Raw genomic sequence first — 15,650 nt, 5'->3', positions numbered from 1 at the left:
GCCAACACTCCTCGTCCCCATCGTGTTGCACAAACCACTCAGCGTCTCCGTCTGGCCGTGGAGTCAGGAACAAAAAGGAACGGTAGCTGCATCACTTGCTGCACCACCTTTCCTCGGCGGCTGGCAGGATAGAACTCCTGCTGTTGCACCGCGCGTCGTACGGGTTCCACCAATTGTCGGTGTGTGGTGGTGACCGCACTGAAGGTCTCCATCATGGCCCGCCCCTTGAGGTCCACCACGAATTCCACGAGCACCGCTCCTGGAATCTGCGCCTCGAACAGGGAGTCCGGATAGAGAGGTTTCACCAGCGATGACGAATCGGGATAGGCTGCGCCATCCACGTCGTTGGCGACAAATGCTTCACCCTTTTCCACCAACTGGGCGATCAATGCCGATGGTGTGGGGTCGTCCTTCTTGCGTCGCTTCGGGCGCAGCTCACCGCGCTTGGACCACAGCACGATGGTGCCGCAGGCACTGCTCATGCGCTGATTGCCCTGGAACTCCACCGGCACGGAGGCCGGACCACTGTAGATCTCGATCCCCTCGAAGGTGCGGGGATCAAAACCGTCGAGGTCCACTTCTCCGGCGAACAGAGGCTGTCCATCGAGCCACACCAATGGCGCGCAGCGGCTGTTGCGCATGCGGACCCGATTGATCGGTCCATTCGATTCGATGCGCATGCCGGGAATGTGCCGGAACACGTCGGTCATGTTCGACGGATTACGGCGTTCGAGTTCTGCGGCCGAAAAAAAGTGCCCGCCACCGTTCTGCTGCATGCGACGGAAGAATCCGCCCATGGGACCGGGGATCTCACGACGGCCGAGCACACGCACGGCGCTCAGTTCCACCGCCACGCGCGTCATGCTCAGTGTGGCCAGTGGAGGTTGATCGCCGGAGATGGTCACTGGAATCGAATCCGGACGGAAGCCGATGCGACGCGCATGCATCCACCCGCGCCCTTCGGGCACCTTGGTGAAGATCACATTGCCGTTGTCATCAGACTCCGACACGATCGTCAGGACGGCGCGCTCACTGACCAGGCGTACCGTCGCACCACCCACTGGCACGCCATCCAGCGTGGTGATGGCACCACGCACAGTGCCCGTGCCAGGCGGGTTGGCGCTGGCGGAACCGGATTGCGCACTCGCAGAGGCAGGGGCGAGGCACAAGATGCCACCCAAGAAGGCGGCGCTGACATACAGGGGGCGGGAACGCATTGGCGACGCGGGCTTGTGTGGTCGCTTCGACATGCTACGATGATGAATCATGCGGGTCATTCTCAATCGGGGCAAGCTCATCGTCGGTCGCATTCTGCTCTGGAGTGCCTTGTGTGTTGTGTCCGGTTGTCTCCCGATCAGACGCCCTGCGCCCACACCGGCTCCTGAAGAGTTGCCCCGACGCCTCGTCCTAGCGCTGGATGGCCTGGATTTCCGGGATGTGCAGGACGCCCGCGCTCGTGGACAGTTCGCTGCGTTTCGTCCCCCGGGACGGCTGATCTCCACCTTTCCATCGATCAGTGACATCGCGTGGCACGCCATCTTTGGGGTGCAACCGCCGGCGGGCTATCAGCGTGTGTACTACAGCACGCGACACAATGCGGTCATTGGTGATGCGCTCGACGCGATTCGTCCCATCGAATACGAAGAGCGGATGGACTTTGCCTTCGATGCCAAGTTCCACCATCTCGGCGCCTACCTCATGTCCTGGCCGACGGCGCGGCGGGAGGTCGATACGGATGTCAAAGCCGTGCTGCGCAGTCGTGGCCGGCATACCGTGTACATCTACAACGTGGGACCGGACGCGCTGCAGCACATGCGTGGCAATGTGGCGCAGTATCTCACACACCTCGATCGCTCACTGACAGAACTGAATCGCCGGTATCGTGAACAGACCGGCCGTGATCTCGAGATCGTGTTGCTGTCCGACCATGGGCACAATCGCGCTTCCGATGCCACGTTCCTCCCGATCGCCGATGTGTTGCGCGCGCATGGCTTTCGTCTCGCGCGCACGCTGACATCCCCCACTGATGTGGCGTTCAGTGTGGATGGTGTCACGACCGGTTTCGGTGTGTTCTGTCTGCCGGATTCGGAAGCTCGTGTGATGGAGCTGCTGGTGGCCACGCCTGGCGTCGATGTGGTCACCCGTCGCCTTGGCGGCGAGCGCTACCTCGTGGCCTCCGACAGCGGACGCGCAGAGATTGTGTGGCGACACGAAGACAATCAGGATCTCTATCGGTATTCGTCGATTGCTGGCGATCCCTTGCGATTGACGACGGTCATGCAGGCGATGCGGGAGAGTGGAGCCATGCGCGCCGATGGGTTTGCACCGACCGCGGCATGGGTGCGTGCCACGGCCGATGCGTGGTACCCCGCCGCCGTCGTGCGCATTGTGCACGGGCATCGTGACGCCACCCGCAATCCGGCACCCATTCTCGTGTCACTCCGCGACGATCATCGGGTGGGGCTCGGCATGGTTTCGGTGGCCAACCGCATGCGCCCGCTGGGAGGCACGCATGGAGCGCTGAGTGCGAGCAGTGCGGTGGGCATGGTGATGTCGAATTTCCAGGACACACCGGACGATCTCGCCATGACCGTGCGCCGGCAGTTCGGAGGATTCGACGACTTGCGCGTGCCACCCGCACGCCGCGCCACGTTTGCCCTGGCCACCGCCACGGTGGTACGCGCCAATCGCTTTGCCCTCACCCGCTGGCACGGGCCGCTCGCTAATCTCAGTGATACCACGCCGATCGCCCAGCTCGTGCTGTCGGACAAAGAACGCCGCTGGGCCGGTGACTCCGCGCATGTGAACCTCCAGGTGTCCAGGCGTAGCACCGCCGGCCGGAAAGATGTCGTGGTCGGTGAGCACCGCATTGCCTTGTCCGACTGGAGTGTCTCGGACAATGGACAGGAACTGGCGCTGCCGGGAGCCGCGTTGCACCTCACGGGACTCGAGCCCGGTGCACAATATCTGGTGCGGATCTGGCTGGACCGTCGCGTGCTGCGTGACGGACAATGGCAACCTGGCGGGTCCAGAACGGTGCTCACGTTGCCGCTCCGTGCCGCCAACGATGGTGTTCTCTGGCGATATTAGGCCGGTCTGCGGCCTCTTCTGTTTCTCCCACCCCTCGAGTGCCATGGTACGACTTTCTGTCCCCATCGCGCGCACGCTGCGTCTCGCTGTGCTGGCGACGCCCTTCACGCTGGCTACATCGGCATCCGCACAGTCGGGTACGCGCATGCTGCGTTCGCCGAGTGTGAGTGCGCAGTCCATTGCTTTTGCGTATGCCAACAACATCTGGGTGGTGGAGCGCGCCGGTGGTGCCGCCCGGCGTCTCACTTCCTTTCAGGGGGTGACGCAAAACCCCAAGCTCTCGCCGGACGGACGTCAGGTGGCGTTCAGTGCGGAGTATGCGGGCAACACCGATGTGTACGTGGTGCCGGTGGAAGGAGGCCAGCCGACGCGGCTCACCTGGCATCCCTCCGCGGATGTGGTGCAAGGATGGACGCCGGACGGCAAGAGCGTGGTGTTTGCCTCGCCGCGCGCGACCTGGGCGCCCAGTGGTGCACCACGATTCTGGACTGTGCCCGTCGGAGGAGGTGTGGAAACGGCCATGCCCATGCCACGCGCCTTCCAGGGCAAGATCTCCACAGATGGCAAGCGTGTGGCGTACCGCATGCCGTCGTCATGGGACGAAGAACGCCGCAACTATCGCGGTGGGCAGAACAAGCCGATCTGGATTCTCGACCTCGCATCGTTTGCGCTCGACACCACGCCCTTTTCCGGCAGCAAGGAAATGGATCCGGTGTGGGTCGGGGATGCGGTGTATTTCCTGTCCGATCGCGACGGCGTGTCGAATGTGTGGTCGTACGACACCAAAGGGCGGGCGCTCAAGCAGATCACCACGTTCAAGGATTTCGACGTCAAGACACTCGACGCGTCCGGCAACAGTGTGGTGTTCGAGCAGGCCGGCTACGTGCATGAACTCGATGCGCGTGCTGGCACACACAAGATTGTGAACATCTCGGCTGCGGGCGATTTCCCGTGGATGATGCCGCAGTGGAAGGATGTCACCGCGCGCGCCACGGGTCTCACACTCTCGGCCACGGGCAAGCGCGCGGCGGTGGAAGCGCGTGGCGAAGTGTTCACCATCCCGGCAGAAAAGGGGGATGTGCGCAATCTGACCAACAGCAGTGCCTCTGCCGAAATCGCGCCGATCTGGTCGCCGGATGGCAAATCGATCGCGTGGTTCAGTGATCGCAGTGGTGAGTACCAGTTGGTGATCGCGCCGCAGGAGGGTGTTGGGGCGACGCGCGAGATCGTGTTGCCGGAACCGAGCCGCCCGTACTCGCCGAGCTGGTCGCCGGACGGGAAAACGATTGCGTTCCAGGACACGCATTTCCGCATCTGGTTGGTGGATGTGGCGAGTGGCAAGGCCAAGGTGGCCGACACCGATCCGTACTTCATGATGGATCGGTCCATCGTGCCGGTCTGGAGTCCGGATTCGCGGTGCCTGGCGTATCCCAAGCGACTCAAGTCGTTGTTGCGGGCGATTTTTGTCTATGAAGTGGAGACTGGCGCGGTGAAGCAGCTCACCGATGGTATGGCCGACGCGAGCAATCCGGCGTGGGATGCCAGTGGCAAGTATCTCTGGTTCCTGGCCTCCACCAACTTCGGGCTCAACTCGTCGTTGCTCGATATGTCCAAGTTCGATCGTCCGGAAACGCGGGCGCTCTACCTGGCCGTACTGAGCAAAGCCGAGCCGTCGCCGCTGCTACCCGAGAGCGACGATGAGAGTGCGCGCGATGCCATGCGCGATTCCACACGCAGCGCGCCGCGTGCGGCCGATACGACCCGTGTCGCGTCGGCACCGGTGCGTCCGGTGCGCATCGACTATGACGGTATTGCCCAGCGCATCCTGACGGTGCAGGGCGTCATCGAGCGCGACTACGATGCCCTGCGTGCCGGTCCTGCAGGCACGGTGTTTTTCCTGGAGCCCATTCCCACCACCGGGACAGGCACCGGCGCGGCGGGAGGAGGGCAGGGTGGTGGCAACACGCTGCATCGCTACCAGCTCGGCGCGCGTCGTGCGGCCGTGTTTGCGCAGGGCGTGTCGCAGTTCACGACCAGTGGCGATGGCCGCAAGGTGTTGTATCGCACCACCGGCGCGAACGGTGCGCTGTTCCTTGTCGATGGCGATCGTGCGATTCCTGCGGCAGGCACCGGGCGTCTCAACGCCACGCTGCGCACCTTCGTCGATCCCAAAGCCGAGTTCCGGCAGATCTTCGACGAAGGTTGGCGCAATCAGCGCAACAACCTGTACGTGAAGAACATGCAGGGCAGCGACTGGCCGGCCATGAAGAAGATGTACGAGCCGTTGCTGGCGCATGTGAATCACCGGGCCGATCTCAACTACCTGCTCGACAACATGGGCGCCGAGATCGCGATCGGGCACTCGTATGTGCGTGGTGGTGATCTGCCCGAAGTGCCGGATGCGAATGGCGGGTTGCTCGGTGCGGACTTCTCGATCGAGAACGGCCGCTATCGTTTGTCGCGTATCTACGACGCCGAGAGCTGGAACCCGGAGTTGCGGGCGCCGCTGGTGATGCCGGGGGTGAACGTGTCCCGCGGCGACTACATCCTGGCCATCAACGGGCAGGAGCTGCGAGCACCGGAGAATATCTATCGCCTGCTCGATGGCACGGCGAACCGGCAGACGGTGCTCACGGTGAATTCGCGTCCCGATCTGCAGGGCGCGCGGCAGATCACCGTTGTGCCGGTGGCCAACGAGCAGGGGCTGCGCACGCGTGCCTGGGTGGAGCACAATCGACGCATGGTCGATTCACTCTCCGGTGGCAAGATCGCGTACGTGTACGTGCCCAACACCGGTGCGCCGGGTTATGTGAGCTTCAATCGCTACTACTTCGCGCAGCAGGATCGTGTGGGGGTGGTCGTTGATGAACGGTACAATGGTGGTGGATCGGCGGCGGACTACATCGTCGATATGCTGGGGCGCGATTACGACGGCTACTTCAACAATCCCGTCGGTGATCGCTATCCGTACACGAGCCCGGCCAACGGTATCTGGGGGCCGAAGGTGATGATCATCAATGAGATGGCCGGCTCGGGCGGTGATCTCATGCCGTTCATGTTCAAGCGCCGCAAGCTGGGGCCGTTGGTGGGCTCCCGCACGTGGGGCGGCCTCGTGGCCACCACCGACACACCGCCGTTCGTGGACGGCGGTTCGATGATCGCCCCCCGCTTTGGATTCTTCTCACGCGATCCCAAGTTCGCCGTGGAGAATGAAGGTGTCGCCCCGGACATCGACGTGGAGAACTTTCCACGAGAGGTGATTTCCGGCCGTGACCCGCAGCTCGAGCGGGCCGTGCAGGAAGCGATGCGTCTGCTCGGCACCTACAAGAACGAGCGCGCCAATCAGGAGCCGGATGCTCCGGTATGGGGACGCCGCGGTCGATAGATCGCGCGCATTGGTTGGCTGACCATGGAGCGCGGGGGTAGAATGCAAAATGACCAACCCCCGCCTCCTGAACCGCAAGCTGCATCGTTGGGGATCGATTGCCGTATCGATCCCCTTCCTCATCGTGATCGTGACGGGGCTGCTACTGCAGCTCAAGAAGCAGATCGAATGGGTGCAGCCTCCTGAACAGAAGACCAAGAACACGACGCCCACGGTCAGCATGCAGCAGATCTTCGATGCGGCGAAGTCGGTGCCGGAAGCGAAGATCGTTGACTGGACGAGCATCGACCGGATCGACGTGCGACCGGGGAAGGGACTGGCCAAGGTCGCCACGGTCGATCATTGGGAGATCCAGGTCGACATCGGCACCGGCGCGGTGCTGCAGAGCGCCTATCGTCGTTCGGATCTCATCGAGACCATGCACGACGGGTCGTGGTTTGCCGACGCGGCGAAGCTCTGGGTCTTCCTGCCGTCGGGCATCATCGTGCTGGGGCTCTGGATCACCGGCATCTATCTGTTCCTGTTGCCATACCGGGCCAAAGCCAACAAGCGCCGCCGGGAAGCCGGCGACGCTTGAGGGATACCACGGGCGGAACACACCGGAGATCAGCCCGGTGTGTACTCCGTCGTCGGTAGCTTGAACGCCTTCACCAGCTCAGGGTCACCATTGATGCCGAGCACACGCTGGGCGACATAGTCGCCCACGACCGGGCCGAATTTGAAGCCTTCGGCCTGGCCCACGCCGGCAATCCAGGCGTTGGTCGTGCCGGGTACGTTGTCGATGATGAAATTCCCGTTGATGCTCGATTCGTAGTGGCAGGCCCGTGTTTCGAGCAACGGCGCGTTGGCGAGCAATGGGAAACGCGCCGCCAGGAAACGCCGCGCCCCGTCGACACGATCCTGATTGGTCCACCGTGAACTCAGATCCGGATCCTGCTGCGCCGGATCGGCCGGCGGTGTTGCGGTGGCAGCCGGGGAATTGGCTGGTGCGCCGCCAGCCGGTGCGGCCGACGCCGACGCCGACGCTGGTGCGGCGATGGCGCCACGCACGCGGAACCCGCGGCTGTCCACCGGCAGCATGGGCCACCCGGTGACACCCGGAAAGTTGTAGCTCGGCAGGTTCGGGAAACTGAAGCGCGAATCGGCCACCGGCACCCCGAAATACAGGGCGTGTCCGATTGGCACCCGCATCCGATTCTCGAGGTACGGGAAGAGTTTGCGCAGCCAGGGGCCACAGGCGAACACATAGGAGTCGCCGCGGATCACGGTGCCATCTTCGAGGGTGACACCGTCCATCATGTTGTTGCGGATGTCACCCGGCTTGACGCGGCCGATGACCAACTTGACACCCATCTTCTGGCCGATCGCCGCCACCGCCTGTGTCGCGGCGCGGCAGCGTACCACACCGGCGTCGGGCTCGGTGATGGCCACGGTGATATCGTCGGCCTTGATGACCGGCCAGCGCTTCCGTGCTTCATCGCCGCTCAGGACCTCGTGCGGGACCTTGTTGGCGGTCCACAGATCGATGGTCTTGGTGATGAAGGGCTCGCGGGTGGGACGCATGATCACATCCCCCGTCTGGTGAAAGAACTTCGTGCGGAAGACCGGGCCCCATTCCTGTTCGAACAGATTCCAGCGCTGAATGGCCGTGCGGGCCCATGGCGTCCAGAGTTCACCGACGGCGCGGTCGCCGTAGGACGAACGGATACCGCGGGTCTCGTCGCCGCTGGTGGAGCGGGAGTTCCCCGGACCATAGGCGTCGATGAGCGTGACCTGGACACCGCGGGACCGCAGGTGATAGGCCGTCCAGCCACCCCAGGCGCCGGCGCCGATCACCACCACATGGCTGCTGGAACTCGTCGCGCCTCGCCCCCGCTCGATGCCCTTGGCCGGGGCATTGGCAAACGCGATCGGCGGGGCACAGCCGCCGGCGAGCAGCAGGCCGGCACTGCCAGCGACCCGCAGAAAGTCGCGGCGGGGCAGGTCGTCGACCACAGGCCGCGGGAAGCCGGCTTCAGGTCGGTCAGCCTCTGGCAGGCCGGCGTCGTTGGACGTGGTGGCGGAATCCGTGGAGTCCATGAAGCGGGATCGGGGGAGGGGGCTTTGTGTGCGCACGGTCACGTTCCTGATTGCCGCGTGCGGCCGCCAAGCGCGTGCACGCCAAGATGTTCGGGGCTTCCGGGCTCCGCAATCTTTCCGAAATCTTTCCACGAGACTTCGGGGTATGGATCAGCCAGCAAAAGCTCCCCGGACCAGCGAAACCCCCACCTTGCACGTTGAATCGCCATGCACAAGCACACACATCTCCCGAGTGCCTTTCTTCTTGCCGTGGTTGCGGCAAGTGTCTTTGCGGGTAGCCGCATGACCGCCCAGCAGCCGGGTGCCCGGCTGGCGGCGCAGAACCGCCCTATCGTGGTCCGAGATACCGGCGACAGCGTGGCGGTCTATTCCGAAGAACAGGCCACCGAAGGGCAGGCCGTGTACAAAAAGTCCTGCGCCGAGTGCCACGAACTCGACGAATTCACCAACAGTGACTTCAAGGGGAAGTGGGTTGGCCGTCCGTTGTTCGAATTGTTCGAACAGATTCGCACGACCATGCCGGACGGAGATCCGGGCACGTTGCCGCGGGAAGAGTACGGCGCGACGGTGGCCTATATCCTCAAGTTGAACGGCTTGCCCGCCGGAACAACACGTCTCGCCACCGATTCGGTCGCATTGTCGGCCATCACGTTCAAGCTGCCGGCCTCCGCTCCCTGAGGCATCGAGTGAATGTGCATCGCGTAACTCACCGATCCGGATGACGATACGCTATTGACAGTTGTGCTCGTATTCCGTACCCTCTGCCGCGGCTAAGATTTGTCAGCAGTGAGGTTCCGGGATGCTCCGCGCGGCAACGCGCGCATCAGGGCCGATCCGCGTGACGCGAATCGGCCCTTTGTTGTTCCCCTCTGCGATACCGCTGTCCCCCTCCACCACCCGGCGCTTCCCCAGCGCCTCCCGCCGTCACAGGTGTGCGCGAGTACCGCGATACCCTGTTCTCCTCTGAGCTTTCCGGAGATACCCGTCTCCGTGTAGCAATGGCCCGTTCACTCCACCGCGCACCAACGACGCGATGGGGTGATGTGGCCATCGACCGACCACATCTGGGTGGTCGGCGTGTGATCCTGATCTGGGGAGTCACGAGATGCGATTGTTCGTACCCGCTGCGTTCACCCGTGGAGAGCGCGGCTGCTCGCCACCGGTCGCCACACGTCCGCAAGTGCTGCGGCGTCGGTTGACCACTTCTTTGCTGGCCCTCGCGGCGAGCCTCAGCCTGTTCGCGCCGCCAACGGCGGCCGCGCAAGGCGGCGGCACTGTCACCGGTACGGTTACCGATGGTGGCACCGGTCAGCCCATCCAGCAGGCTCGCGTCCTTGTTGCCGGCACGCAGATCGGCACGCTGACGGGCGAGAATGGGCGCTATACGCTGCGTGTTCCCAACACGGGCTCCGTGACGCTCGAAGTGAGCCGCATCGGTTTTGAAGCGCAGCGTGTCACGGTGAACGTGACCGAAGGCGCCCCGGTGGTGGCTGATGTGAAGCTGGGCCAGGCGGCATTTTCGCTCGCCGCCGTCGTGACCACGGTGACCGGTCAGCAGCGTAAGGTCGAACTGGCCAACGCCACCACGCAGGTGAACGTCGCCGAGAAGATCGCCGAACTGCCCGTGAGCAACATGGGCGCCCTGCTGTCCGGCCGTTCGTCGGGTGTGCAGGTCGTGCAGACCGGCGCCACCGGCACCGGCTCACGCGTGCGTATCCGCGGCCAGAACTCCTTCTCGCTCTCCAACGATCCGATCATCGTGATCGACGGTGTGCGTGCCTCCGGCGCCACGGGCGACGGTCTGGGCGTTGGTGGTTCGGGCCCGTCGCGTCTCGATGATATCAATCCGAACGAGATCGAAAGCCTCGAGATCATCAAGGGCCCCTCGGCCGCCACGCTGTACGGCACGGAAGCGGCCAACGGCGTTATCGTGATCACCACGAAGCGCGGTAAGTCGGGTCGCACCACGTGGAACCTGTCGGCGGAAAACGGCCGTATCAACAACACGGCAGAGTATCCGGACCTGTGGTCGCTGTGGGGTCGCCGTGCCACGGCACCGAACGTTTCCGCCATCTGCACACTGCAGGAAATGGTTGACGGCCGCTGCGTTGCAGGCGTGACCGACTCGTTGTCGCGCGGCAACGTGCTCAACCAGTCGGACCTGACGCCGATCGGCACGGGTAATCGCCAGCAGTACAACCTCCAGTCGTCGGGCGGTAACGACAAGGTGCAGTTCTTCGTCTCCGGCCAGACGGAGAGCGAGACGGGCATCTACAAGATGCCGAGCTCCGAAGTCACGCGCCTCGAAACACAGCGCGGCGTCACGTCGCTCCCGAGCGACATCATGCGTCCGAATGCACTGGCGCGTAACAGCTTCCGCGCCAACGTGAGCGCGGAGCTGCGTCCCAATCTGTTCCTGCAGGTGTCGTCGGGTTTCATCAATTCCGACTTGCGTCTGCCGCAGAACGAAGACAACGGCAACGGTCTGATGGTGGCGGCACTGGGCGGTAACTGGCGCGGCGATCTGAAGGATTCGCAGGGCAACAATCTGCGCGGCTACCGCTCGTTCATGATGGGTGACGTGCTGGCGCAGACCACCTCGCAGAACATCAATCGTTTCATCAACACGGCGACGGCGCAGTGGAACCCGGTGTCGTGGCTGGCGACGCGCGCGGCCCTTGGCTCGGACATCACGTTCCGCAACGACCTGTTCATCTCGAAGGTCGGCGAAGGCCCGAATACGGGTACGGTGCGGTCGGGTAACATCACGGCCAACCGTGTGGAAACCAACCAGCAGACGGCTGACTACGGCGCCACCGGCACGTTCCAGCTGCTCGATTGGCTCAACTCCAAGACGTCAGTCGGTATGCAGTACGTGCGCAACTTCCGCACGCTGCAGCAGAGCACCGGCATCGGTCTCCCGCCGGGTGGTGTGACGGTGACGGCTGCGGCCACGCGTAGCAGCACGCAGAACATCACCGATCGTCGTACGCTCGGTTACTACGTTGAGCAGCAGTTTGGTATCCGGGACAAGCTGTTCCTCACCGGCGGTCTGCGTCGTGACGCCGCCAGCGCGTTCGGTGCCAACACCCGCGCGGTGTACTACCCGAAGGTCGGCGCGTCGTGGCTCATCTCCGACGAAGCGTTCTTCCCGAAGGGCGACTGGCTGAACAGCCTGCGTCTGCGTGGTACCTACGGCGCCTCTGGTCAGATTCCGGCCGATACCGCGTCCATCAAGGCGTACTCGCCGGGTGCGCTCACGCTGGCCTCCGGCGAAACGCCGGGCGCTACGCTCAGCTCGTTGGGCAACGCGAATCTCAAGCCGGAATACTCGGCGGAAACCGAGTTCGGTTTCGACCTGCAGATGTTCTCGGGTCGTACCAACATCGAACTGACGTCGTACAACAAGTCCACCACGGACGCGCTCATCCTGCGTGACATCGCCCCGTCGCTGTCGGGTCTGCAGTCGCAGATCGTGAACATCGGCAACATCAAGAACTCGGGTGTTGAACTCACCTGGAACCAGCGCATCATCGAAAGCGACGCCGTGGGCCTGTCTTTCGCGCTGACGGGTTCGACGCTGAAGAACCGCATGACGAAGCTGGCCGAGGGTGTGGCCACGATCCCGTCAGGCAATCGCAACACGCAGCAGAACCGCCCGGGCTACCCGATCTACGGTCTGTGGGACCGCACGGTCACGCCGCGCGACGTGAACAACGACGGGATCATCGCGGGTCGCAGCGAAGTGGTCTACAGCGATACGGCTATCTATCAGGGCTCGTCGTTCCCGACGAAGGAAATGGCGTTCACGCCGACGCTGGAACTGCTCAACAAGAAGCTCCGCATCACCTCGCAGTTCGATGGCAAGTGGGGCATCACCAAGTTCAACAACACGCTCCGCCACCAGTGCCAGAACGGTGTCACCTGCCGTGGTCGTTACGACAAGTCGGTGTCGCTGCAGGAGCAGGCGTATGCCTACGCCACGGCTGACGCCATCTACACGGGTCAGATGGAAAACGGTGATTTCATCCGTTGGCGCGAACTGTCGGTGTCGTACGAGATGCCGACCGCCTGGGCGAACAAGCTTCGCACGACGCGGTGGAACATCGTGCTTACGGGCCGCAATCTCGGCGTGATGACCGACTACAAGGGTGTGGATCCGGAGGCCTCCGCGGCGAACTCCGATCAGCGTGGTGGTGAGGAGTACTTCTCGACGCCGCCGCTTCGCATCCTGATGCTCCGTATGAACTTCTCCTTCTGAGACGAGACTCCATGCGATTTTTCAACACACGACGTGTGGTTCGTCCAGTGAGTGCGCTCGCGGCTGCAGTGGCCGTGAGCGGATGCACCACGGACATCCTCAATGTCGAGACGCCCAACGTCATCGCCGAGAGCGCGCTCGGTGGCTCCTTGGGAGCCACCACCTTGCGCAACGGCTCGGTGATGGATTTCATCGTTGCCTACTCGGGCACCCAGGACGGTTATGTGGTGTCGAGCGGCAATCTGGCTGATGAGATTCAGACGACTGATACTTTTGCCGATCGGTACGCCACCGATCAACGTACGGCTGTGGAGGCTCTGGGTGGCGCACTGAACACCAACTATGAGGGTCTTCAGCGCGCACGTGCCGGCATGACGACGTCCATCGTTCGGTGGAAGGCCGCGAAGACCGCGTCCGCCGCCACCAACGATTCGCTGGGTGAGATGTACGCGATCCGCGCATACTCCGAACTCGCCTTCGGCGAAGGGTTCTGCTCGGGTGTGCCGTTCAGCCGTGTGGGTGATAACGGGGAGTTCGAGTACGGCCAGCCGCTCACCAATGCCCAGATGTTCACCACGGCAGCTGCTACGGCGGATTCCGCGCTCGCCAGTGCAACGGCGGCAAACATCCGCAGCCTCGCCTCCATCGCGAAGGGCCGCATCCTTCTCAACCAGGGGCAGTATGCCCAGGCGGCGGCAGCGGTTACCGGTGTGGCCACGAACTACCGGTACGTTCTTAGCCACTCCATCGCTACTCCCCGCCAGAACAACGGCATATGGGCCGGGACGTTTGTGAGCGGCTCCCGCTACACGGCCGGCACGCTGGAAGGCACGAATGGTCTCGACTATCTCGTGACCCCGGCTGATCCGCGTGTGCCTTGGGTTCCTTCGGCACGTCAGGGCTTCGACGGTACCAGCCTCAACCTGCCGACGCAGCAGAAGTACACCTCGCAAGCCGCACCCTTCACGCTGGCTGATGGCATCGAAGCGCGCCTGATCGAAGCCGAAGCGCGTCTGGGTGGTGCCACGGGTGGCACGCAGGCTGATCGTGATGCGATGGTTGCGATCCTCAACACGCTGCGCGCAACGGGCTTGTCGACGGCCATTGCGCCGCTCACTTCGCCCACGACGCACGCCGCTGCGGTGGACATGCTGTTCAAGGAGCGCGCGTACTGGCTGTGGCTGACCGGGCATCGCCTTGGCGACATGCGCCGCCTGATCACGCAGTACAACCGGACGGCGGCGACGGTGTTCCCCGTCGGTACGATGCGCTATCGTAGCGTGCAGTATGGCACACGTACGAGCCTGATGGTGCCGGTGCGTGAGCGGAACAACCCGAACTTCAAGGGTTGCGCGGACTAAGCTCGCGGCTGAAGAGTCGTAGCTGATGACGAAGGGCCGCCGGACATGTGTCCGGCGGCCCTTTTGCCTTTTGGAGAGCTCTTGCCGCTTTCCCTTGCGCTCATGCTGTATTCGCGCCGCGCAGCGGCGCCACGGCTGGCAACCCTTCTCATCCCTTTGGACTACTGAGCGCCGGAAGCGGGTGCGGCTAACACAAAAAAGGGAGGCCGCCCCCTATCGGTCGGCTTCCCTCGATTGTGTTGTTATCCAAGACCGCTAAAAACTCAGCGCCCGCCGGCAGCCCGTCCAAGATCAACCGCCTTGAAGCCCGGCTCACCCCAGCCGATCACAAACACGCTGAAGCCTTGCTTCATGCGCATCTCGATGTCCGCTGCGCCTGCCGGATACCCACACGGCACCTTGAACTCCTTGCACGCCGCGAGGACCGACTGAATGGCCGCTTCCCACGCCGGTTCGTCGAACTTGCGCTGACCGCTCGCGTCGGTGGTGCTGAATACGCCACGCAGCGTTCCGGCACCCGGGAACAGCACACCCACACCTGGCACGGCGGCGATCTCGCGCACCTTGGCCAGTCCTTCCTTGCTTTCCACGATGGTGAACGTCACCAGTTCACCCTTCGGGTTGAGCGGCCACAGGTCGGCGCGTTCCTTGTACTCCTTCTCGGTCATGCCCCAGCGCGCAGGCGCACCGCCGACATCGTCAGACCGCGTGCCACCCTTGCTCTTGAAGCGCAGGGCCGCGACGCCCTTCTTGAGTTCGTCGGCACTCTGCACGTCCACGAACATGATACCGCTCACGCCTTCATTGAGCTGCTTGCCGATACGGGCCGAGGCCACCGCCGGGTCGGGCGCGATTTCCGGGGTCTTCACGAACACGGGATGCGTGAAGCGGGGCGCCTTACCCTTTTGCAGCGATCCGCCCGTGTCCAGCGCTTTCGCAAATTCCTGAAAGAGCGGAAAGGACTGGTCGAAGTTGTACTCCATCGTGCCTTCGAAGATGTAGTCCAGCTTCTTGTAGGCCAGCGCTTCCTGACCCAGTTCGGCCATGCTCTTGACCGGTCCGGTCGGGGCGGGCTGTCCGGGGCGCGCCCGCGGATTGGCCGGCGCGTAGAGCCCGAAGACGGGCTTGTTGGCCGCCAGCAGGTCGATGACCGGGTTGAGGCGGGTCTGGGCCTGCGCCGTGTCGGGCAGGGCACTCAGCGAAACAGCGGCAGCGGCTGCCAGCATCCAGCAGGGTCGCACGAGGTCCTCCAGGTGGGGAAAGTGCGTTCCGCGGGACGAGACGCCCGTTGGACGACGCGGAAAGGTGGGATGGATAGTGCAGCGGAAGGGACAGCCGCGTTCAACACACCGCGAAACCGATGTACCCACCACTATCCATATGGCTCCCAAACGGATGAGGGAGTCAGATCGCTGGATGATATTTGTTTCAGAGGTTGAACGAAATTGTTGCTTGCTACGTAGATTCCGGTCAG

The 15,650-nt window shown here is 63.4% G+C and carries 9 protein-coding genes; 6 read left to right on the top strand and 3 right to left on the bottom strand.

Going from position 1 to position 15,650, the window contains the following annotated elements; translation table 11 throughout:
* Positions 1-38: 38 nt before the first annotated feature.
* Positions 39-1,217, bottom strand: coding sequence for a TonB-dependent receptor plug domain-containing protein (locus GAU_RS11975; RefSeq protein ID WP_015894135.1), 1,179 nt, complete (start codon positions 1,215-1,217; stop codon positions 39-41).
* Between the two features lie 49 nt (positions 1,218-1,266).
* On the opposite strand from GAU_RS11975, the gene GAU_RS11970 reads away from it, so the two are divergent.
* From GAU_RS11970 to GAU_RS11960, 3 genes are read left to right on the top strand one after another with little or no spacing between them, the layout of a single operon-like run.
* Positions 1,267-3,090, top strand: coding sequence for an alkaline phosphatase family protein (locus GAU_RS11970; protein ID WP_015894134.1), 1,824 nt, complete (start codon positions 1,267-1,269; stop codon positions 3,088-3,090).
* A gap of 43 nt (positions 3,091-3,133) precedes the next feature.
* Entirely contained in the window at positions 3,134-6,475 is a 3,342-nt protein-coding gene (locus GAU_RS11965) for a S41 family peptidase (RefSeq protein ID WP_015894133.1), read from the top strand.
* A 49-nt stretch (positions 6,476-6,524) separates the two neighbouring features.
* Positions 6,525-7,052, top strand: a complete 528-nt coding sequence (locus GAU_RS11960; RefSeq protein ID WP_015894132.1) for a PepSY-associated TM helix domain-containing protein — start codon at positions 6,525-6,527, stop codon at positions 7,050-7,052.
* 29 nt (positions 7,053-7,081) lie between these two features.
* Here the strand turns inward: GAU_RS11960 and GAU_RS11955 are convergent, their stop codons facing one another.
* Positions 7,082-8,554 carry an NAD(P)/FAD-dependent oxidoreductase gene (locus GAU_RS11955; RefSeq protein ID WP_041265498.1) on the bottom strand — a complete coding sequence of 491 codons (1,473 nt, stop codon included), beginning with the start codon at positions 8,552-8,554 and terminating at the stop codon, positions 7,082-7,084.
* Between the two features lie 282 nt (positions 8,555-8,836).
* On the opposite strand from GAU_RS11955, the gene GAU_RS11950 reads away from it, so the two are divergent.
* From GAU_RS11950 to GAU_RS11940, 3 genes are all read left to right on the top strand, one after another.
* Positions 8,837-9,232, top strand: coding sequence for a c-type cytochrome (locus tag GAU_RS11950; RefSeq protein WP_052574405.1), 396 nt, complete (start codon positions 8,837-8,839; stop codon positions 9,230-9,232).
* A gap of 427 nt (positions 9,233-9,659) precedes the next feature.
* Entirely contained in the window at positions 9,660-12,815 is a 3,156-nt protein-coding gene (locus GAU_RS11945; RefSeq protein ID WP_041265497.1) for a SusC/RagA family TonB-linked outer membrane protein, read from the top strand.
* An 11-nt stretch (positions 12,816-12,826) separates the two neighbouring features.
* The gene (locus GAU_RS11940) at positions 12,827-14,176 is read left to right on the top strand and encodes a hypothetical protein (protein ID WP_015894128.1); all 1,350 of its coding nucleotides are present in this window, start codon (positions 12,827-12,829) and stop codon (positions 14,174-14,176) included.
* Positions 14,177-14,439: 263 nt separating this feature from the next.
* Here the strand turns inward: GAU_RS11940 and GAU_RS11935 are convergent, their stop codons facing one another.
* Positions 14,440-15,417: an aldolase/citrate lyase family protein gene (locus tag GAU_RS11935; RefSeq protein WP_156799009.1), complete on the bottom strand. Its 978-nt coding sequence runs from the start codon at positions 15,415-15,417 to the stop codon at positions 14,440-14,442.
* Between the last annotated feature and the right edge of the window lie 233 nt (positions 15,418-15,650).

The sequence above is a fragment of the Gemmatimonas aurantiaca T-27 genome, from assembly GCF_000010305.1.
Classification (GTDB): Bacteria; Gemmatimonadota; Gemmatimonadetes; order Gemmatimonadales; family Gemmatimonadaceae; genus Gemmatimonas; species Gemmatimonas aurantiaca.
Note: the sequence above shows the minus strand (reverse complement) of the source record. Positions and strands in the feature narration are given on the sequence as shown.